We start from the raw sequence: 21088 nt of genomic DNA, 5'->3' as shown, positions 1-21088 counted from the left end.
TCCGCGAAGCCGCCTCCCGTGCGGCGGAGCAGAACCCCAAGAAGTCAGCCACAAGGAGACCGAACCGTGAAGAGCGCCGTGGAGACCCTGAACCCGACCCGGGTTCGGCTCACTGTCGAGGTGCCCTTCGAGGAGCTCAAGGACAGCCTCGACGCGGCGTACAAGAAGATCAACCAGCAGGTCACGGTGAAGGGCTTCCGCAAGGGCAAGATCCCTGCCCGGGTCATCGACCAGCGGTTCGGTCGCGGTGCGGTGCTGGAGGAGGCCGTCAACGACGCGCTCCCGAAGTTCTACACCGAGGCCGTCAACGAGGGTGAGCTCAACGTCCTCGGTCAGCCCGAGGTCGACATCACCGAGCTGAAGGACGGCGAGCTGCTGGCCTTCACCGCCGAGGTTGACGTACGCCCCGAGATCGAGATCCCGGACTACTCCGGCATCGAGGTCACCGTCGACGCCGTCGAGGTCACCGACGAGGACGTCGAGAAGGCCGTGGAGCAGCTCCGCGGGCGCTTCGCCTCCACCAGCCCGGTCGAGCGCGCCGCCGCCGAGGGCGACGTCGTGACGATCGACCTGGAGGCCAAGGTCGACGGCGAGGTCCTGGAGGACGGCGTGGCCGAGGGTGTCTCGTACACCATCGGTTCCGGCGAGCTGCTCGACGGCATCGACGCCGCGGTCACCGGCCTGGAGGCGGGTGGCGAGGCCACCTTCACCTCCGAGCTGAAGGGCGGCTCGGCCGAGGGCAAGGAGGCCGAGGTCACCGTCAAGGTCTCCGAGGTCGCCGCCCGTGAGCTCCCCGAGCTGGACGACGAGTTCGCCCAGATGGCCAGCGAGTTCGACACCCTCGACGAGCTGAAGGCCGACAGCCGCAAGCGCCTGGAGAACACCAAGCAGTACGAGCAGGCCACCCAGGCCCAGGAGCGCGTCCTGGACGAGCTGCTCAAGCTCGCCGAGGTCCCGATCCCGGAGAAGCTGCTCGCGGACGAGGTGCAGACCCGCAAGCACAACCTGGAGCACCACCAGCTCGGCCAGATGGGCCTGACCCTCGAGAAGTACCTGGAGATCCAGGGCAAGACGGTCGAGGAGTTCGAGGCCGAGACCTCCGAGCAGGCGATCAAGGGCATCAAGACCCAGTTCATCCTGGACGAGATCGTCAACAAGGAGAAGCTGAACGTCAACCAGGAGGAGCTCACCGAGCACCTCATGCGGCGTGCCGCCTCCTCCGGCATGAGCCCCGACCAGTTCGCCCAGGCCGTCGTCGAGGGCGGCCAGGTGCCGATGCTCGTCGGCGAGGTCGCCCGCGGCAAGGCGCTGGCCGTGGTCGTCGAGGCCGTCAGGGTCGTCGACACCAACGGCGAGGTCATCGACCTGGAGGACGACGAGGAGGAGGCCGTCGAGGGCACCACCGAGGCCGTCGCCGACGCAGCCACCGAGGCCGCCGAGGAGAAGAACGAGGCCTGAGCCTCGCGCTGAACCCCTTCGACGGGCTCCGGACGCAGTCGCGTCCGGAGCCCGTCGCCATAGGGCGCGCGGTGCCCCACAACCCTTGTGCGGACTGCGGAGCTTGCGCTCCGAGCGAACAGTTGCGGAAGCGGGATGGCGTTGTCCCACCTGCGCGTTAGGGTCCATGAATAGGAAGGGCAGGGGAGTCCCCGCCCACCCGGTACGAAGACGCTGAGACGGCCGGAGCCGTCAGAGACGAGCAGGTGGATACGTGACGAATCTGATGCCCTACGCCGCCGGAGAGCCGTCCCTCGGTGGAGGCCTCGGTGACCAGGTCTACAGCCGGCTGCTCGGCGAGCGCATCATCTTCCTCGGTCAGCAGGTCGACGATGAGATCGCCAACAAGATCACCGCGCAGCTGCTTCTTCTCGCCGCGGAGCCCGAGAAGGACATCTACCTCTACATCAACAGCCCCGGTGGTTCGGTGACGGCCGGCATGGCGGTCTACGACACCATGCAGTACATCCCGAACGACGTGGTCACCATCGGCATGGGCATGGCGGCCTCGATGGGCCAGTTCCTGCTCACCGGCGGTACCGCGGGCAAGCGCTTCGCGCTCCCGAACACCGACATCCTCATGCACCAGGGTTCGGCCGGCATCGGCGGTACGGCCTCGGACATCAAGATCCAGGCCCAGTACCTGCTGCGCACCAAGCAGCGCATGGCGGAGATCACCGCCCGTCACTCCGGCCAGACCGTCGAGACGATCATCCGCGACGGCGACCGCGACCGCTGGTACACCGCGGAGGAGGCCAAGGAGTACGGCCTCATCGACGAGATCATCACGGCCGCATCGGGCGTTCCGGGCGGCGGCGGCACCGGCGCCTGATCCGGCACCCCCGGATCCGGCACCACCGCCCCGCGCACCTCTCGTACGCCGAGACACCCAGCCACAGAACGCCACCAGGATGGTGAACACCCACATGAACAACTTCCCCGGCGCCTCCGCGAGCGGCCTCTACACCGGCCCGCAGGTGGACAACCGCTACATCGTCCCGCGCTTCGTGGAGCGCACCTCGCAGGGCGTGCGCGAGTACGACCCGTACGCGAAGCTCTTCGAGGAGCGCGTGATCTTCCTCGGCGTGCAGATCGACGACGCCTCCGCCAACGACGTCATGGCGCAGCTGCTGTGCCTGGAGTCGATGGACCCGGACCGGGACATCTCCATCTACATCAACAGCCCCGGCGGCTCGTTCACCGCGCTCACCGCGATCTACGACACGATGCAGTTCGTGAAGCCGGACATCCAGACGGTCTGCATGGGCCAGGCGGCCTCCGCCGCGGCCGTGCTGCTCGCCGCCGGCACCCCCGGCAAGCGCATGGCACTGCCCAACGCCCGGGTGCTGATCCACCAGCCGTCCTCGCAGACCGGCCGTGAGCAGCTCTCCGACCTGGAGATCGCGGCCAACGAGATCCTGCGGATGCGCACCCAGCTGGAGGAGCTGCTGGCCAAGCACTCCACCACCCCGCTGGAGAAGATCCGCGACGACATCGAGCGCGACAAGATCCTGACCGCCGAGGACGCCCTCGCCTACGGTCTCATCGACCAGATCGTGTCGACCCGCAAGCAGGCGGCCGCGGCCGTCTGACGTCCGCCTTCGCCCCTTGGCACACGGGGTTCGCCCGGCCTTTGCCGTGTGAACCGTGCCAAGGGGGCCCCGAACGGGGGGCAAGGCAAGGTACCGTCTGATAGAGGCACCAGGAGCCGCTGAACCAAGCTGCTCCCAGGCGAAGGGGAAGCACCTCGTGGCACGCATCGGTGATGGCGGCGACCTGCTCAAGTGCTCGTTCTGCGGAAAGAGCCAGAAGCAGGTGAAGAAGCTCATCGCGGGTCCCGGTGTGTACATCTGCGACGAGTGCATCGATCTCTGCAACGAGATCATCGAGGAGGAGCTCGCCGAGACCTCCGAGGTGCGGTGGGAGGAGCTCCCGAAACCGCGCGAGATCTATGAGTTCCTCGAGGGGTACGTCGTCGGGCAGGAGCCTGCGAAGAAGGCCCTCTCGGTCGCTGTGTACAACCATTACAAGCGGGTCCAGGCGGGTGAGAACGGCGGCGCGCAGGGCCGGGACGACGCCATCGAGCTGGCCAAGTCCAACATCCTGCTGCTGGGCCCCACGGGCTCCGGCAAGACGCTGCTCGCGCAGACGCTGGCCCGTATGCTCAACGTCCCGTTCGCCATCGCCGACGCGACGGCGCTGACGGAGGCCGGCTACGTCGGCGAGGACGTCGAGAACATCCTGCTGAAGCTGATCCAGGCCGCGGACTACGACGTCAAGAAGGCCGAGACCGGGATCATCTACATCGACGAGATCGACAAGGTCGCCCGCAAGAGCGAGAACCCGTCGATCACCCGTGACGTCTCCGGCGAGGGTGTCCAGCAGGCCCTGCTGAAGATCCTGGAGGGCACCACCGCCTCCGTGCCGCCCCAGGGCGGCCGGAAGCACCCGCACCAGGAGTTCATCCAGATCGACACGACGAACGTGCTGTTCATCGTGGGCGGTGCCTTCTCCGGTCTGGAGCGGATCATCGAGTCCCGGGCGGGGGCCAAGGGCATCGGCTTCGGGGCGACCATCCGTTCCAAGCGGGAGATCGAGGCGAGCGACCAGTTCCAGGAGGTCATGCCGGAGGACCTGGTGAAGTTCGGGATGATCCCGGAGTTCATCGGCCGGCTCCCCGTCCTCACCTCGGTCCACAACCTGGACCGCGAGGCGCTGCTGCAGATCCTCGTCGAGCCGCGCAACGCCCTCGTGAAGCAGTACCAGCGACTGTTCGAACTCGACGGCGTGGAGCTGGACTTCGACCGCCCGGCCCTGGAGGCCATCGCCGACCAGGCGATCCTGCGCGGCACCGGCGCGCGCGGTCTGCGGGCCATCATGGAGGAGGTCCTCCAGTCCGTGATGTACGAGGTGCCGTCCCGCAAGGACGTCGCCCGGGTGGTCATCACGGCGGACGTCGTCCGCAACAACGTCAACCCGACCCTGGTCCCGCGCGAGCCGCGCACGATCGGCAACGGCGACGGCGGCCGGCACGAGAAGTCCGCGTAGCGGCAGGCACGCATACGGAAGAGGGGCGCCCGGCCGGGCGCCCTCTTCCGCGTACCGCGAGGTGATCAGGCCTTGACGCGGGACGTGTTGTAGAGCTTGGCGGTCAGGTCGGCCAGGGTCTCCTTGGGCATGCCCCCGCCGGAGAGGGCGAGCGCCACGTCGACACCGTTGACCACGCCGACCGTGCTGTAGTCGGCCCAGGAGCAGATCGGCATCGTGAACTCCTTCGGGCCCTTCTTCATGGTGCCGTCGCCCTCGGGGTTGGTGATCTTCATGTCCTGGCACTTCATCAGCGCACCGCTGAACCCGGACGGTTCGAAGAACTCGGGGCTGCCGACGAGCTGGAGGTTCATCTTCGACTCGCTCTTCTGCAGCGCAGCCTTGGCGATCTCGAAGGTCTGGTCGACGGCCTTGACCGGGTCGGCGACCTCGCCCGAGTAGCCCTGGAAGGTGAGCGACTTGGCGGTGATCTCGCTCTTCCCGGAACCGGACTCGTAGCCGGCGCCCGCCTGCTGGGGGTTCTCGATGCCCAGGGCCGCGGTCTCGGCCTTCTCCTCGTCGCTCGTGACCGGCCCGGAGCGGTCCCTCAGGGACTGCTTCTTGTACTCGTCCACGGAGGCGGCGGGCTTCAGCTTGTAGCCCCTGGTGGAGTCCGCCACGTCGCTGTTGTCGGGGCCGCCCGAGGTCAGGAAGTACACCCCGCCCCCGATGACCGCCAGCGCCACGACCACGGCGCCGATGATCAGGCCCGTCTTCTTCTTCGGCTCGGCCGGGGGGAACGGGGGCTGCCCGCCGTAGGCCGGCTGGCCGCCGTACGGGGGAGCGGGGGGCTGCTGGCCGTACGGGCCGGGCTGCTGGGCCGGCGGGTAGCCGTAACCCTGCGGGGGCTGCTGCTGGGGGTACCCGTACCCCGGCTGCCCCTGCGGGGGCTGCTGGCCGTAGGGTCCGGGCTGGCCCTGGGGCTGACCACCGTAGGGTCCGGGCTGGCCCTGGGGCGGCTGGCCGCCGTACGGGCCCGGCTGGTTGTAGCTCATCTGCGGTGTCCCCTGTTCGTCATGCCTATGCGTTCTTATGCGTTCCGAACATCCTGACGGAAGGTTCATCCGTGTGGAGCACCGGGAGGAACACCGTTACCGAACAATCCCGTTTCAGTGCACGACTGTGACGGCCCTAAACTGTCCCCCGTGACCGAGAACACTCAGCAGACGCCAGCCAGCAACCCCGAACTGCCGACCCAGTACGCACCGGCCGAGGTAGAGGGGAAGCTGTACGAGCGCTGGGTAGAGCGGGGTTACTTCGAGGCCGACGCGAAGAGCGAGAAGCCGCCGTACGCCATCGTCATCCCGCCGCCGAACGTCACGGGCAGCCTCCACCTGGGGCACGCCTTCGAGCACACGCTGATCGACGCCCTGGTCCGCCGCAAGCGCATGCAGGGCTACGAGGCGCTGTACCAGCCCGGCATGGACCACGCCGGCATCGCCACCCAGAACGTCGTCGAGCGCGAGCTCGGCAAGGAGGGCAAGTCCCGCCACGACCTGGGCCGCGAAGCCTTCGTCGAGCGCGTCTGGCAGTGGAAGGCCGAGTCCGGCGGCCAGATCGCCGGCCAGATGCGCCGCCTCGGCGAGGGCGTCGCCTGGTCCCGGGACCGCTTCACCATGGACGAGGGCCTGTCCCGCGCCGTCCAGACCGTCTTCAAGAAGATGTTCGACGACGGCCTGATCTACCGCGCCGAGCGCATCATCAACTGGTGCCCGCGCTGCCTGACGGCCATCTCCGACATCGAGGTCGACTACCAGGACGACGACGGCGAGCTCGTCTCCATGAAGTACGGCGAGGGGGACGACACCATCGTCGTCGCCACGACCCGCGCGGAGACGATGCTCGGTGACACCGCCGTCGCCGTCCACCCCGACGACGAGCGCTACGCCCACCTGATCGGCAAGCAGATCAAGCTGCCGCTGACCGACCGTACGATCCCGGTCGTCGCCGACACGCACGTCGACCCGGAGTTCGGCACCGGCGCCGTCAAGGTGACCCCGGCGCACGACCCGAACGACTTCGCCATCGGCCAGCGCCACGACCTCGAATCCATCGAGGTCCTCGACGAGCGCGGCGTGATCACCACCCACGGCCCCTTCCAGGGCCTCGACCGCTTCGAGGCACGCTCCGCGATCGTCGCCGCCCTGCGCGCCGAGGGCCGGATCGTCGCCGAGAAGCGCCCGTACGTCCACTCCGTGGGCCACTGCTCGCGCTGCAAGACGACGCTGGAACCGCGTCTGTCCCTGCAGTGGTGGGTCAAGGTCGAGACGCTGGCCAAGGCCGCCGGCGACGCGGTCCGCGACGGCCGGGTCGCCATCCACCCGGCCGACATGTCGCAGCGCTACTTCGACTGGGTCGACAACCTCAACGACTGGTGCATCTCGCGTCAGCTGTGGTGGGGCCACCGGATCCCCGTCTGGCACGGCCCGAACGGCGAGCTGGTCTGCGTCGGCCCCGACGACGAGGCACCCACCGGCGAGGGCTGGACCCAGGACACCGACGTCCTCGACACGTGGTTCTCGTCCGGCCTGTGGCCGTTCTCCACGCTCGGCTGGCCGGAGCGGACGCCGGACCTGGAGAAGTTCTATCCGAACTCCGTCCTGGTCACCGGCTACGACCTGATGTTCTTCTGGGTCGCCCGGATGATGATGTTCGGCCTGTACGTCAACGAGGGCGTCCCGCCCTTCGGGACCATCGTCCTGCACGGCATGGTCCGCGACGAGTTCGGCAAGAAGATGTCGAAGTCCTTCGGCAACGTCGTCAACCCGCTGGACTGGATGGACAAGTACGGCTCCGACGCGCTGCGCTTCACCCTGGCGCGCGGCGCCAACCCCGGCGTCGACGTCCCGATCGGCGAGGAGTGGGTCCAGGGCTCCGCCAAGTTCTCCAACAAGATCTGGAACGCCACCCGCTTCGCGCTGATGAACGGCGCGACGATCGAGGGCGAGCTGCCGTCCGCCGACGAGATGTCGGTGACCGACCGCTGGATCCTCTCCCGGCTCAACAAGACGGTCGCCGAGATCGACGCGTACTACGACGACTTCCAGTTCTCCAAGCTCAGCGAGGCGTTGCGGCACTTCGCCTGGGACGAGGTCTTCGACTGGTACGTCGAACTGTCCAAGACCACGTTCTTCGGCGGCGGCCGTCCGGCCGAGGTCTCCGGCCGGGTCCTCGGCGAGGTCCTCGACGTGATGCTGCGCCTGCTGCACCCCGTCGTCCCCTTCGTCACCGAGACCCTGTGGACCGCGCTCACCGGCCGCGAGTCCGTCGTCGTCGCCGACTGGCCGAAGGACTCCGGCTTCCGCGACGAGGCGGCCGAGCAGGAGATCGCGCTCGTCCAGCAGGTCGTCACCGAGGTCCGCCGGTTCCGCTCCGACCAGGGCCTCCAGCCCGGCCAGAAGGTCCCGGCCGAGCTGACCCTGGACGGGACGGCGCTCGCCCCGCACGAGGCGGCCATCCGTCAGCTGCTGCGTCTGCAGCCGGCCGGGGAGGGCTTCCACGCCACCGCCTCGCTGCCCGTCGCCGGGGCCACGGTGGCTCTCGACCTCTCCGGCACCATCGACGTCGAGGCCGAGCGCAAGCGCCTGACGAAGGACCTGGGCGCCGCCGAGAAGGAGAAGGCCCAGGCGCTCGGCAAGCTCTCCAACGAGGCGTTCCTCGGCAAGGCCCCGGACAACGTGGTCGACAAGATCCGCGGCCGGCTCGCCAAGGCCGAGGAGGACATCGAGCGCATCTCCGGCCAGCTGGCGAAGCTGCCGCAGGGCTGATGACCTGAGCACGGAGCCCCCGTCCCCCTGACCGACCAGGGGGACGGGGGCTCCGCCCTTTTCCGTACCCGTCCTCGTGTACTTCAGGACTCCAGTGCCACCGGGCCGGCGGTGGCCGGTTCCGCGTTGCGCCGGGTCTTCGCCCAGCCGTTGCGGCCGCGCAGCATCCGCCCGAAGGCCCGCGCCGAGACGACGAACAGGTGGTACGCGTACAGCCACAGCGCCAGGCCCCACAGCAGCGACCTGACGAACGAGGCGTCCGGGGCGTGGTCCCGGCGGTAGACCGGGCCCCACAGCACGAACGGCGCGACCGACACCGCGGCCAGCACCAGGAGCAGCGGCCACTGGGCCGACAGGGTCGCCGTCACGCCCGTGTCCTGCCCCCGGACCAGGCCGACGGCGAGCACGCCGAGGAGGAACACGCTCAGCGCCAGGGTCACCAGATGGGCCAACGGCTGGACGAAGGTGTACAGGGTCTCCAGCACCCCGCGGCCCGGGACGTGCCGGGACGCGACGATCCGGGGCGCGTAGCGCACGCACTGGAGGTTCCCCTGCGCCCAGCGGGTGCGCTGGGTCAGCAGCCGGCGGGCGCTGGGCAGCGCCTCCTGGGAGACCCAGGTGTCGGCGACATGCGTCGTGCGGTAGCCGGCCAGCAGCATGTGGAGGCCCAGCTCGTAGTCCTCCAGGAGCGCCCCCCGCCGCCACGGGCGGCGTTCGGCCGCGCCGATCCGGTCCAGCGCGCCGAGCCGGGTGAACTGGCCGTTGCCGCCGAGGCCGGTGGAGCCCGTGCGGTTGCGCAGCAGCTGCATGCCGGCGTTGGAGACCGCGAACTCCATGTCCTGCACCCGCACCAGGAGCCGGGCCGCGGCGTTCACCGGGCGCCCGCGCTCCGGGAAGGGCTGCGGGTCGCCCGCGTTGCGCATCCGTACGCCGATCTGCACTCCGCCGACGTCCGGGTCGCCGAACGCCGCGGGGCCCGACACCAGCTCCAGGGCGCCCGGGTCGAGCCGGCCGTCCGCGTCGACGACACAGACGACCACCTGCGAACGGTCGGTGCCCTCCGGCAGGAACGCCCCGAGCCGGTCGTACGCGGCGTTGAGCGCGGCGCCCTTCCCGGTCCTGGCGTCCGGACGGCGGCGCCGCACCAGATGCACCCGGGGGTCGTCGGCGGCGAGCGCCTCGACGACGGCGCCCGTGCCGTCGTCGCTGTCGTCGTCGATCACCCAGACGTCCGCCGTCGGGAAGTCGGCGCGCAGCCGGGTCACGGTGGTGCCGACGACCGCCTCCTCGTCCCGGCACGGCACGAAGAAGTGCCAGTCGAACAGGGCCGGGTCACCGGGCACGACCGGCGGACGGCGCAGGTACGACCGGCGGGCCCCCGCCCAGTAGAGCAGGAAGCCCAGCAGGAGGACGAGGGGGTGGACGACCAGGACGGCGGTGGACGGGGCGGGCATGCGGCTGCCTCCTTACGACGGGCGACGGGCGACGGGCGACGGGCGACGGGCGAGGGGCGGCAGGTCAGGCGGCGAGCGCCGTCTCGGACCCGGCGGACCCGGTGGACGCGGCAGGCGCGGCGGCGCCGGCGGCCGAGGCGACGAGCCGGGCGATCCGCTCGGCGGCGAGACCGTCGCCGTACGGGCTGGGCAGCGCGGCCAGCCGGCGCAGCCCCCGGTCGCCCTCCGCGAGACGCCGCCGCGCCAGCCGGCCGAGCTCGGGACCGGGGGCCACGAGATCGGCGAAATCGGCCATCGACTCGGGGCGCTCGGTGGAACGGCGGACCACGAGCAGCGGGCGGCCCAGCACCGTGCACTCCTCCTGGATGCCGCCCGAGTCGGAGACCAGCAGCGCGGCATGGCGGGCCAGCGCCAGGAAGTCCCCGTACCCGAGCGGCTCCAGCACCCGGATGCCGGTCAGCAGCCCGCCCAGCCGCTCCGCCTCGATCCGGGCGCGGGTGCGCGGGTGGAGGGGGAGCAGCACCGGGACCTCGTCGGTGGCCAGGGCGGCCAGCTCGGTGAGGACGGCGCGCAGCGCCGCCGGGCCGTCGGTGTTCTCCGGGCGGTGCACGGTGGCCAGTACGTAGCGGTCGTGGACCAGCCCGTGCCGGGCCAGCAGCGCGGTGCGCCGCCCGGCCGGGGGCAGGTGGCGCCGGACGGCCTCGACGACGGTGTTGCCGGTGACGGAGATCCGTTCGTCGGCCACGCCCTCGGCGAGCAGGTTCGCCCGGTTGTCCGGGGTCGCCGCGCAGAGCACGTCGGAGACCGCGTCGACGAGGACGCGGTTGTGCTCCTCCGGCATCGCCGGGTCGTGGCTGCGCAGCCCGGCCTCGACGTGGACGAGGGGGATCGCCCGCGCGTTGGCGGCCAGTGCGCCCGCCAGGGTGGCGTTGGTGTCGCCCTGGACGACGACCGCGGCGGGCCGGTCCCCGGCGAACAGCGCGTCCAGCTGCTCCAGCGCACGGCCGGTCTGCACGGCGCGCGAGGTGCCGCCGATGCCGTTGAGCACCTCGGGACGGGGCAGCCCCAGCTCCTGGAGGAACCGGCCCGACATGGCGTCGTCCCAGTGCTGGCCGGTGTGGATCAGCCGGGCGGCGTCGCCGAGGCGGTGGATGACGGGCGCCAGCTTCACCAGCTCGGGCCGGGTGCCCAGAACCACGGCGACGGAGCGGGCGGGCAGTGCGCTGTACATGGGTGTCCTGTCTTCTCTCGCCGTCTCCGGCCCGATGGGAAGGAACCAGGGTGGGCGGGAACGGTGGCAGGACCGGGGCACGCGGGTTGCAGCCGGGTTGCGGCGCGGCCGGTCCGCGCCGGCGAGGACCTGAGTCCGGGACCTCGGACCCGAGAGGGACACCGGTCGGCAGGTCCTTCTGCCCGGGGCCGGACCGGGACCTCAGTCCCGGTCAGCACCTCGGCTCCGGCCCCGCCGCCGCGGACCGGCGGCCGGGGAGTAGCGGTACCCCACGCCCCGTACCGTCTCGATGGGCGCGGGCGCACCGGTCGTCGCGGCGATCTTCCGGCGCAGCCGCAGCACCGCGTACTTCACCCGCGAGGCGTCGCTGTCCACCGGCGCGTCCCACACCGTCCGCAGCAGCCGTTCCGCGGAGAGCACCTGCCCCGGATGGCCGGCCAGCACGGTCAGCAGGGCGAACTCGGTCGGGGTGAGGTCGAGCCGGTGCCCCGAGAGGACGGCCTCGTGCGCGTCCGGGTCCAGGGTGAGCAGCCCGTCCCCGACGAGGGGGGCCGGCTCGGGCGGGTCCCCGACGGCGCGCCGCAGCCGGGCCCGCAGCAGCGGCGCGTGCAGCAGGTCCGACACCCCGGGCGTCAGGTAGTCGTCGGCCCCGGCCTCCAGGGCGCGGGCGGCGTCCGCCACCCGGTACGTCAGGTCCACCACCGCGATCGGCAGGTCGCTCATGTCCCGCACCCGGCCCAGCACCTCCCACGGGTCGAGGCCGGGCAGCCGGAGGCTGAGGATCAGGCAGTCGGGACGGTGCTCGTACAGGGCGCGCAGCACGTTCTCGCCGGTGTGGACGACCAGCGTCTCGTACCGCGGGTCGGCGGCCAGCCGGGCGAGTGCCGGATGCAGGCCGCCGGGCGCGGCGATCAGGATCAGCGGACGGGAGCGCACACCTCCCACCATGCTCCCGCCTGGTGCGACACGCAGGCAGCGGGCCCCCTCGCGCCCGGTCCGGTCCGCTTCCCGGGCGCTGCGCGTGTTGTCGGCGCCCATCCGTAGACTGGCCCCGTGAGTGAGCCCCGCCCTTCCGACCGGTACGACGACTCCGACCCCGACGAGACCTTCGCGGGGATCGTCGACGAAGAGACCCAGCGCGACCCCGACCTGGCGGTGATCGAGGCCGGGAGCCGCACGCTGCGCACCCGCTCCGGGCCGCCGCCGGGCGACGCGGTCCCCGCCCGCCCCGCCGACCCCGAGGTGGACAAGGCACTGCGCGCCGTGGAGCAGGAGCTCGCCGGGCGCTGGGGCGAGACCAAGCTGGAGCCCTCCGTCACGCGCATCGCCGCGCTGATGGACGTGCTCGGCGAGCCGCAGCGCGCCTACCCCTCGATCCACATCACCGGCACCAACGGCAAGACGAGCACGGCCCGCATGATCGAGGCGCTGCTCGGCGCCTTCGACCTGCGCACCGGCCGCTACACCTCGCCGCACGTGCAGTCGATCACCGAGCGGATCAGCCTGGACGGCGTCCCGATCGCCCCCGAGCGCTTCGTCGAGGCGTACCAGGAGATCAAGCCGTACGTGGAGATGGTCGACAACTCCCAGCCGTACCGGCTCTCCTTCTTCGAGGTGCTGACGGGCATGGCCTACGCGGCCTTCGCCGACGCACCGGTCGACGTCGCCGTCGTCGAGGTCGGCATGGGCGGCAGCTGGGACGCGACGAACGTCATCGACGGCTCGGTCGCCGTCGTCACCCCCATCTCGCTGGACCACACCGACCGGCTCGGCTCCACGCCCGCCGAGATCGCCGCGGAGAAGGCCGGGGTCGTCAAGCAGGGCGCCACGGTCATCCTGGCGCAGCAGCCCGTGGACGCCGCGCAGGTCATGCTGAAGAAGGCCGTCGAGGTCGACGCCACGGTCGCCCGCGAGGGCATGGAGTTCGGCGTCGTCTCCCGCGAGGTCGCCGTCGGCGGGCAGCTGCTGACGCTGCGCGGCCTGGGCGGCGAGTACGAGGAGGTCTTCCTCCCGCTGTACGGCGCCCACCAGGCGCACAACGCCGCGGTGGCGCTCGCCGCGGTGGAGGCGTTCTTCGGGATCGGTGCCGAGCAGCCCGGTTCGCTCGACATCGACACGGTCCGCCAGGCGTTCGCCTCGGTGATCTCGCCGGGCCGCCTCGAAGTGGTCCGCTCCAGCCCCACCGTCGTCCTGGACGCGGCGCACAACCCGGCGGGCGCCCGCGCCACCGCCGAAGGACTTTCCGAGGCGTTCGGCTTCTCCCGGCTGATCGGGGTCGTCGGCACCAGCGGCGACAAGGACGTCAAGGGGCTCCTCGAAGCCTTCGAGCCGATCTTCGCCGAGGTCGTCGTCACGCAGAACTCCACCGCCCGCGCGATGGACGTCGACGCCCTGGCCGCCGTCGCGGTCGAGGTCTTCGGCGACGAGCGGGTCCAGGTGGAGCCCCGCCTGGACGACGCCCTGGAGGCGGCGATCACCCTCGCCGAGGAGGAGGACGAGTACGCGGGCGCCGGCGTCCTGGTGACCGGCTCCGTGATCACGGTCGGTGAGGCCCGGCTGCTTCTGGGAAGGCGTTGACCCGTGCGTACGCTCTGTGCATCGACGTTGATCGGCGAGTTCTTCGTGATCGGCTTCGCCGGACTCGTCGCGATGAAGTCCGACGACCTGTCGGACGCCACGGTCTGGACGGTCTGCGGCATCGGCATGCTGCTGTCCGTGCTGCTCTGCGGCATGATCACCCGCCCCGGCGGGGTGCAGCTCGGCTGGGCGCTGCAGATCGCCCTGGTGCTGAGCGGCTTCGTCGTCCCGACGATGTTCTTCCTCGGCGCGGTCTTCGGCGGACTGTGGTGGGCCTCGGTGCACTACGGCCGCAAGGTCGACGAGGCGAAGGCCCGCTGGGCGGCCGCGCAGGAGACGGCCGAGGCTCCGGCGGGTGGCTGACGGGCCACCTGCCGACCGGGCCCGGCGACCGGACCACCCCCGTACACCTGTAGCCTCGGTGCACCGCACCCGCATGCCTGCAAGGAGCAGCACACCATGACCCAGCGCACCCTCGTTCTCCTCAAGCCCGACGCGATCCGGCGCGGACTGGTCGGCGAGATCGTCGGGCGGATCGAGCGCAAGGCCGGCTGGCGGATCACCGCGCTGGAGCTGCGCACCCTGGACCGGGCCACGCTGGAGCAGCACTACGCGGAGCACGTGGGCCGCCCGTTCTACGAGCCGCTCGTCGAGTTCATGCAGTCCGGCCCGGTCGTGGCGCTGGTCGCCGAGGGCGAGCGGGTCATCGAGGGCATCCGTACGCTGGCCGGCCCCACCGACCCGATCGCCGCCGCGCCCGGTTCCATCCGGGGCGACTTCGGCACGATCACCCGGGAGAACCTCATCCACGCCTCGGACTCCGAGGAGTCCGCCGAGCGGGAACTGAAGCTTTTCTTCCCCGGCCTCTCCTGACCCCCGATCAGCCGAACAGCGCTCATGACCTGGGGCGACCGAATTAATTCGGTCGCCCTTCGGCATAGGGTTCCGGATCGCGGGAACGCATGCCACAGACATGACGTCACCATGAGTGGAACGGCCACCCGTTCCGCCCACAATGGCGAAGGACCCTCGCGCAGTGTCCGCGCACGCGGCACTACGATGGACTCTTCCACGCCCACAGCGCTCACCTCGCCGTCCAGAACCAGCCACATCGCTTTTTTGGAAGGCCCGACGCATCCTCATGGGGAACAAGGGGAAAACAATGTCGTTCATCGGCCGTGACATGGCTATCGACCTCGGGACTGCCAACACGCTGGTGTACGTCAGGGGGCGCGGCATCGTCCTGAACGAGCCGTCCGTCGTGGCCATCAACACCAACACCGGCGGCATCCTGGCGGTCGGCTCCGAGGCGAAGAAGATGATCGGGCGCACGCCGGGCAACATCGTTGCCGTGCGCCCCCTGAAGGACGGCGTGATCGCCGACTTCGAGATCACCGAGCGGATGCTCCGCTACTTCATCCTGAAGATCCACAAGCGCCGTTACCTGGCCCGCCCGCGGGTGGTCGTCTGCGTGCCCTCCGGCATCACCGGCGTCGAGCGCCGCGCCGTGATCGAGGCGTCGACCCAGGCCGGAGCGCGCCAGGTGCACATCATCGAGGAGCCCATGGCGGCGGCCATCGGCTCCGGACTGCCGGTCCACGAGGCCACCGGCAACATGGTCGTCGACATCGGCGGCGGCACCACCGAGGTCGCCGTCATCTCGCTCGGCGGAATCGTCACCGCGCAGTCGATCCGGGTCGCGGGCGACGAACTGGACAACGCGATCATCCAGCACGTCAAGAAGGAGTACTCGCTCCTCCTCGGCGAGCGCACCGCCGAACAGATCAAGATCACGATCGGTTCCGCGCACGACCTGGAGAAGGACGAGCACACCGAGATCCGCGGCCGCGACCTGGTCTCCGGCCTCCCCAAGACCGTGGTCATCTCGGCCGCGGAGGTCCGCAAGGCCATCGAGGAACCGGTCAACGCGATCGTCGACGCCGTGAAGACCACGCTCGACAAGTGTCCGCCGGAGCTCTCCGGCGACGTCATGGACCGCGGCATCGTCCTCACCGGCGGCGGCGCGCTGCTGCGCGGACTGGACGAGCGGCTGCGCCGCGAGACCGGCATGCCGATCCACATCGCGGAGGACCCGCTGGACTCGGTGGCCCTCGGATCGGGCAAGTGCGTCGAGGAGTTCGAGGCGCTCCAGCAGGTGCTGGACGCCCAGCCCCGCAGGTGACCCACCGCGGGTAACCCATCAGAAGGACAACACAACGGTCCGCCGTACGGAACCCTGCCGACCCATACGGCCGATCGTTGATATACAGGCACGAACATTCCGACGAGGAAGGCACGGCCGCCGCACGTGAGGGACACACGAGAGAGCCGGCTGCTCCTGGTGCTGCTGATCGCCATCGCGTTCGCATTGATCACGGTGGACATCCGCGGGGGCGAGGAGTCACCGGTGGACGGCGCCCGGCGGGTCGCCGCAGCGGCCCTCGGGCCGGTCGAGAACGGCGTCGCGGCCGCCGTCGACCCGGTGGGCAACGCCATAGGGGCGGTGCGCGACTCCGGTGAGCGGCACAACCGGATCGCCCAGCTGGAGAAGCAGAACGCCGAGCTCAAGGCGAAGCTCGGCAGCGACGACCGCAACCGCAGCCGGGCCCGCGAGCTCGACCGGATGCTGAAGAAGTCGGCCGCCGGACAGTACGGGATCAAGGGCGCCGAGGTCATCGCCATAGGAGCGGCCCAGGGCTTCTCCTGGACGGTCACCATCGACGCGGGCTCCCGCGACGGGATCAAGCGCGACATGACCGTCATCAACGGCGACGGGCTCGTCGGCCGGGTCACCACCGTCGGCCCGGACACCGCCACGGTCCTCCTGGCCAACGACCCCGACTTCACCGTCGGCACCCGCATGGAGAAGACCGACGAGCTCGGCTTCGCCACCGGCCAGGGCACCCGGCCGCTGTCGGTCCAGTTCCTCAACGGCAAGGCCAAGGTGAAGAAGGGCGACCGGCTCGTCACCTTCGGCTCCAGCAAGGACAAGCCGTTCGTGCCCGGCGTCCCGGTCGGCGAGGTGGTCCGCGTCGACCCGTCCGGCGGCGACCTGACCCGTACCGTCTACGTCCGCCCGTACGTCGGGTTCAGCAGGCTCGACATCGTCGGCGTCGTGGTCCAGGCCCCGCGCGAGGACCCCCGCGACACGGTCCTGCCGAAGAAGCCCGCCAAGCCCGCCAAGCCGAAGCCCACCCCCACCGTCACCGTCACGATCTCGCCCAACGGCGACATCGTCGACACCGCGGGGAACGTCGTCGGCAACATCCACGAGAGCCCGGACCCCAGCGGAAACCCGGACCCCAGCGGCGGTCCGGACGCCACCTTGAACGCCGGCACCGCGGCAACCGAGCAGAGGTAGAGCTGATCTCCATGCATCTGAACCGGATCCTGCTCTCCACGGTCCTGGTCGTGGTCGCCCTCGTCGTCCAGGTCTCCGTGCTCGCCCGCCTCCAGCTCCCCGGCGCCGTGCCCGACCTGCTGCTCCTGGTCGTCCTCGGCCTCGCCTTCGTGTACGGACACGTCAGCGGCGCGCTCATCGGCTTCGGCGCGGGACTCCTCGCCGACCTGGCACCGCCCGCCGACCACGCCGCCGGCCGCTACGCGCTGGTCCTCTGCGTCATCGGCTACCTGGCCGGACTGCTGAAGCCGGAGAACGGGCAGCTGAAGTCGGCGATGGTCCCGATGGCCGGGGTCGTCGTCGCGGCCATCGGCTCGACCCTGCTGTACGCGCTCGTCGGCGCGCTCGTCGGGGACACGGCGGCCCGTCACGTGGGCCTGGGCGGCCTGCTGTTCACCGCCGCCCTCTACGACCTGCTCCTCGCCCCCTTCGTCGTACCGCTGATCATGGCCGTCGCCAGACGCACGGTGAACGACCCGCTCGCCGAGAGCTCCGGCGGCGGGGACGTGGCCGCGGGCTGGCTCGCCTCCGGCACCGGACTGCGGATCGGCAGCCAGCGCGGCGGACTGCGCGTCAGGGCCGCCCGTACCCGCGCCTCCCGCGCCGGACGGATCAAGGGAGTCAAACGACTGTGAGCCCGCACCACCGGGGCACCGCCCCCCGGACCCACGGACCGACCACCAGCAGGGGCCCCGCGTGAGCAACATCCCCGAGACCGGCCGGACCCAGCGGGTCCGGATCAGGCTCGCCGTCATCCAGGTCCTCGTCTTCTCCCTGCTGCTCACCCTCGGCGGACGCCTCTGGTACCTCCAGATCCGAAACGGCCAGGAGTACAGCGACGAGGCGAAGAACAACCACGTCCAACAGGTCGTCCAGCCCGCCGTCCGCGGCTCCATCCTCGACGCGCGCGGCGTGCCCCTCGCCGACAACGAGACCCGGCTGGTGGTCTCCGCGAGCCGCACCGAGCTGATGAAGATGAAGGACGACGGCAAGAGCGTGCTGACCCGGCTCGCCGGCGTCCTCGACATGAAGCCCAAGGAAGTCCTCGACAAGGTCCGGCTCTGCGACTCCAAGACGCCGCAGCCCTGCTGGAACGGCTCCCCGTACCAGCCGATCCCGGTCACCGACGAGGCCACCACCCAGCAGGCCCTGACGATCCGTGAACGGGCCGAGGACTTCCCCGGCATCACCGCCGAACCCACCGCCGTACGCCGCTACCCCGCCCCCGGCAAGGCCAACACCGCGCAGGTCCTCGGCTACCTCTCGCCGGTCACCGACGAGGAGATCACCAAGGCCCAGGACACCGACTCGCCCTACCTCCGCTCCGACCAGGTCGGCCGCTCCGGACTGGAGCGCACCTACGACAAGGAGCTGCGCGGCAAGGCGGGCGTCACCCGCTACGAGGTCGACAACCTCGGCCGGGTCATCGGCCAGGCGAAGAACGACAAGGCGAAGGCCGGCTCCACCGTCGTCACCTCCCTCGACGCCCGGGTCCAGGCCGTCGCCGAGTACGAGCTCGACCACGCCATGAAGGAAGCCCGCAAGTCCTTCGACAAGAACACCGGCGAGAACTACAAGGCCGACTCCGGCGCCGTCGTCGTCATGGAGGCGAAGACCGGCCGCGTCGTCGCCATGGCCTCCCTGCCCAACTACGACCCCAACGCCTGGGTCGGCGGCATCTCCGCCAAGGACTACGCCGCGCTCACCGGCAAGAAGTCCAACTACCCGCTGCTGAACCGGGCCATCCAGGGCCAGGCCGCCCCCGGCTCGATCTTCAAGGTCATCTCGTCGACCGCCGCGGTCAACGCCGGCTACCCCTTCGACGGCAACTACCCCTGCCCCAGCTCGTACAGCATCGGCGGACAGATCTTCAAGAACTTCGAGTCCCAGGGCCACGGCTCCATCACCATCGGCCGCGCCCTGGAGGTCTCCTGCGACACCGTCTACTACGCCCTCGCGCACAAGGAATGGGCCAAGGACGGCGGCAACAAGCCGAAGAAGCACCCCAAGGACTGGTTCTACAAGACCGCCCACCAGTTCGGCCTCGGCAAGGAGACCGGCATCGACCTCCCCAACGAGGTCAGCGGCCGGGTCCCCGACCGCAAGTGGAAGCAGGACTTCTACGACGCGAACAAGGACGCCTGGTGCAAGCAGGGCAAGAAGGACGGCACGTACGTCGAGCAGATCGCGTACGAGAACTGCCTCGAAGGCAACAAGATGCGCGCCGGTGACTCCGTCAACTACTCGATCGGTCAGGGCGACACCCTCGTCACCCCGATCCAGATGGCCACCATCTACGCCGCGATCTCCAACGGCGGCACGCTCTACGACCCCACCGTCGGCAAGGCGATCGTCAGCGGCGACGGCAAGACCGTCGAGACGATCGAGCCCAAGGCGCACGGGAAGCTGCCCTTCACCCGCAAGACCCGCAACGACATGGACGAAGCCCTCGCGGGAGTCGCGACCCGCGGTTCGGCCGCCTGGCGATTCGGCGGCTGGCCGCAGGACAAGATCCCGATGCACGCCAAGACGGGTACGGCCGAGGTCTACGGCAAGCAGACGACCTCCTGGTTCGCCACGTACACCAAGGACTACTCGATCGTCATGACGATCTCCCAGGGCGGCACCGGCTCCGGCGCGTCCGGGCCCGCCGTGCGCAACATCTACGACGCCCTCTACGGACTCGACGACTCCGGAAAGCAGGACCTGAAGAAGGCGCTGCTGCCCACCCCGCAGAAGTCCCTGCCCAAGATCCAGCCCGACGGCTCGATCGACGCCCCGCGGATCAAGCCCTACGACCCCGGCTCGCAGAAGACCACCGAGGACCAGACCCTCGCGGCGGTCCTGGGGAGGCGCGACTGATGGCAGGCTTCTCCGTCCAGCGGTACGCCCCCGAGCGCTCCGCCTGGGGCCGGCTCACCGCCCGCGACTCCGTGGTCCGCAAGCTCGACTGGCCGCTGCTCGGGTCCGCGATCGCGCTCTCCTTCATCGGCTCGCTGCTGGTCTACTCGGCGACCCGGGGCCGCGACTCGCTCAACCACGGCGACCCGTACTACTTCTTCCTCCGGCACGTGCTCAACACCGGCATCGGCTTCGCCCTGATGGTCGGCACGATCTGGCTCGGCCACCGGACCCTGCGCGGCGCCGTGCCGATCCTGTACGGCCTGTCGGTGGTCCTGGTGCTGGCGGTCCTCACCCCGCTCGGCGCCACCGTCAACGGCGCCCACGCCTGGATCATCATCGGCGGCGGCTTCTCGCTCCAGCCCTCCGAGTTCACCAAGATCACCATCATCCTGGTCATGGCGATGCTGCTCGCCGAGCGCGTCGATGCGGGCGACCAGCTCCACCCCGACCACCGGACCGTCGCCAAGGCCCTCGGCCTGGCCGCCATCCCGATGGCCATCGTCATGGGGATGCCGGACCTCGGCTCCGTGATGGTCATGGCCGTCATCGTGCTCGGGGTGCTCCTCGCCTCCGGCGCCTCGAACCGCTGGGTCTTCGGACTCCTCGGCGCGGGCGCGGCCGGAGCCGTCGCCGTCTGGCAGCTCGGCCTGCTCGACGACTACCAGATCGCCCGCTTCGCCGCCTTCGCCAACCCCGCGCTCGACCCGGCGGGCGTCGGCTACAACACCAACCAGGCCAGGATCGCGATCGGCTCCGGCGGCCTCTACGGCACGGGCCTCTTCCAGGGCACCCAGACCACCGGCCAGTTCGTCCCCGAGCAGCAGACCGACTTCGTCTTCACCGTCGCGGGCGAGGAGCTGGGCTTCCTCGGCGCCGGGCTGATCCTCGTCCTGCTCGGCGTCGTCCTGTGGCGTGCCTGCCGGATAGCGCGCGAGACGACCGAGCTGTACGGCACGATCGTCGCCGCCGGGATCATCGCCTGGTTCGCCTTCCAGTCGTTCGAGAACATCGGGATGACGCTCGGCATCATGCCGGTCGCCGGTCTTCCCCTGCCCTTCGTGTCGTACGGGGGATCCTCGATGTTCGCCGTCTGGGTGGCCGTCGGACTGCTCCAGTCGATCAAGGTGCAGCGACCGATAAGCGCCTGAGCCGGTACGGGAGCACCTCGCAT

At 70.3% G+C, this 21088-nt stretch carries 17 protein-coding genes; 13 read left to right on the top strand and 4 right to left on the bottom strand.

Annotation, left to right across the window (positions count from 1 at the left end):
• Window positions 1–66 precede the first annotated feature (66 nt).
• From tig to clpX, 4 genes are all read left to right on the top strand, one after another.
• Window positions 67–1458 carry a trigger factor gene (gene tig / locus OCT49_RS10200; RefSeq protein WP_283851565.1) on the top strand — a complete coding sequence of 464 codons (1392 nt, stop codon included), beginning with the start codon at window positions 67–69 and terminating at the stop codon, window positions 1456–1458.
• Between the two features lie 265 nt (window positions 1459–1723).
• Window positions 1724–2329, top strand: coding sequence for an ATP-dependent Clp protease proteolytic subunit (locus OCT49_RS10195; protein WP_187438547.1), 606 nt, complete (start codon window positions 1724–1726; stop codon window positions 2327–2329).
• Window positions 2330–2408: 79 nt separating this feature from the next.
• The gene (locus OCT49_RS10190; protein WP_283851564.1) at window positions 2409–3089 is read left to right on the top strand and encodes an ATP-dependent Clp protease proteolytic subunit; all 681 of its coding nucleotides are present in this window, start codon (window positions 2409–2411) and stop codon (window positions 3087–3089) included.
• Window positions 3090–3246: 157 nt separating this feature from the next.
• On the top strand, window positions 3247–4545 hold the full coding sequence (gene clpX / locus OCT49_RS10185; protein WP_148835162.1) for an ATP-dependent Clp protease ATP-binding subunit ClpX: 1299 nt from the start codon (window positions 3247–3249) through the stop codon (window positions 4543–4545).
• Between the two features lie 65 nt (window positions 4546–4610).
• On the opposite strand, the gene OCT49_RS10180 is transcribed toward clpX, so the two are convergent.
• Window positions 4611–5579: a hypothetical protein gene (locus OCT49_RS10180; protein ID WP_283851563.1), complete on the bottom strand. Its 969-nt coding sequence runs from the start codon at window positions 5577–5579 to the stop codon at window positions 4611–4613.
• Between the two features lie 150 nt (window positions 5580–5729).
• Between OCT49_RS10180 and OCT49_RS10175 the strand changes: the two genes are divergently transcribed.
• Window positions 5730–8351, top strand: coding sequence for a valine--tRNA ligase (locus OCT49_RS10175; RefSeq protein ID WP_283851562.1), 2622 nt, complete (start codon window positions 5730–5732; stop codon window positions 8349–8351).
• An 83-nt stretch (window positions 8352–8434) separates the two neighbouring features.
• Here the strand turns inward: OCT49_RS10175 and OCT49_RS10170 are convergent, their stop codons facing one another.
• The 3 genes from OCT49_RS10170 to OCT49_RS10160 all read right to left on the bottom strand — a co-directional run bounded on the left by OCT49_RS10170 (window position 8435) and on the right by OCT49_RS10160 (window position 11972).
• Complete coding sequence (locus tag OCT49_RS10170; RefSeq protein WP_283851561.1) at window positions 8435–9805, bottom strand: XrtP-associated glycosyltransferase; 1371 nt, start codon at window positions 9803–9805, stop codon at window positions 8435–8437.
• 64 nt (window positions 9806–9869) lie between these two features.
• Window positions 9870–11036 carry a non-hydrolyzing UDP-N-acetylglucosamine 2-epimerase gene (gene wecB / locus OCT49_RS10165; RefSeq protein ID WP_283851560.1) on the bottom strand — a complete coding sequence of 389 codons (1167 nt, stop codon included), beginning with the start codon at window positions 11034–11036 and terminating at the stop codon, window positions 9870–9872.
• A 201-nt stretch (window positions 11037–11237) separates the two neighbouring features.
• The gene (locus OCT49_RS10160; RefSeq protein WP_283851559.1) at window positions 11238–11972 is read right to left on the bottom strand and encodes a response regulator transcription factor; all 735 of its coding nucleotides are present in this window, start codon (window positions 11970–11972) and stop codon (window positions 11238–11240) included.
• 117 nt (window positions 11973–12089) lie between these two features.
• On the opposite strand from OCT49_RS10160, the gene folC reads away from it, so the two are divergent.
• The 8 genes from folC (at window position 12090) to rodA (ending at window position 21065) form a co-directional block, all read left to right on the top strand.
• Window positions 12090–13613 carry a bifunctional tetrahydrofolate synthase/dihydrofolate synthase gene (gene folC / locus OCT49_RS10155; RefSeq protein WP_283851558.1) on the top strand — a complete coding sequence of 508 codons (1524 nt, stop codon included), beginning with the start codon at window positions 12090–12092 and terminating at the stop codon, window positions 13611–13613.
• A 3-nt stretch (window positions 13614–13616) separates the two neighbouring features.
• Window positions 13617–13976: a DUF4233 domain-containing protein gene (locus OCT49_RS10150; RefSeq protein WP_283851557.1), complete on the top strand. Its 360-nt coding sequence runs from the start codon at window positions 13617–13619 to the stop codon at window positions 13974–13976.
• A 96-nt stretch (window positions 13977–14072) separates the two neighbouring features.
• On the top strand, window positions 14073–14486 hold the full coding sequence (ndk, locus tag OCT49_RS10145) for a nucleoside-diphosphate kinase (RefSeq protein ID WP_283851556.1): 414 nt from the start codon (window positions 14073–14075) through the stop codon (window positions 14484–14486).
• 289 nt (window positions 14487–14775) lie between these two features.
• Window positions 14776–15795: a rod shape-determining protein gene (locus OCT49_RS10140; RefSeq protein ID WP_283851555.1), complete on the top strand. Its 1020-nt coding sequence runs from the start codon at window positions 14776–14778 to the stop codon at window positions 15793–15795.
• A gap of 126 nt (window positions 15796–15921) precedes the next feature.
• Complete coding sequence (gene mreC, locus OCT49_RS10135; RefSeq protein WP_283851554.1) at window positions 15922–16974, top strand: rod shape-determining protein MreC; 1053 nt, start codon at window positions 15922–15924, stop codon at window positions 16972–16974.
• Window positions 16975–16985: 11 nt separating this feature from the next.
• Window positions 16986–17648: a rod shape-determining protein MreD gene (mreD, locus tag OCT49_RS10130; protein ID WP_283851553.1), complete on the top strand. Its 663-nt coding sequence runs from the start codon at window positions 16986–16988 to the stop codon at window positions 17646–17648.
• Between the two features lie 61 nt (window positions 17649–17709).
• A complete protein-coding gene (gene mrdA, locus OCT49_RS10125; RefSeq protein ID WP_283851552.1) occupies window positions 17710–19875 on the top strand; it encodes a penicillin-binding protein 2 in 2166 nt (721 codons plus the stop codon).
• A complete protein-coding gene (gene rodA / locus OCT49_RS10120; protein ID WP_283851551.1) occupies window positions 19875–21065 on the top strand; it encodes a rod shape-determining protein RodA in 1191 nt (396 codons plus the stop codon). Before mrdA ends, rodA begins: the two co-directional genes overlap by 1 nt.
• Window positions 21066–21088 lie beyond the last annotated feature (23 nt).

Source organism: Streptomyces sp. ML-6, assembly GCF_030116705.1.
Lineage (GTDB): Bacteria > Actinomycetota > Actinomycetes > Streptomycetales > Streptomycetaceae > Streptomyces.
The sequence above is the reverse complement of the archived record's forward strand: the minus strand, read 5'-3'. Positions and strand labels throughout refer to the sequence as shown.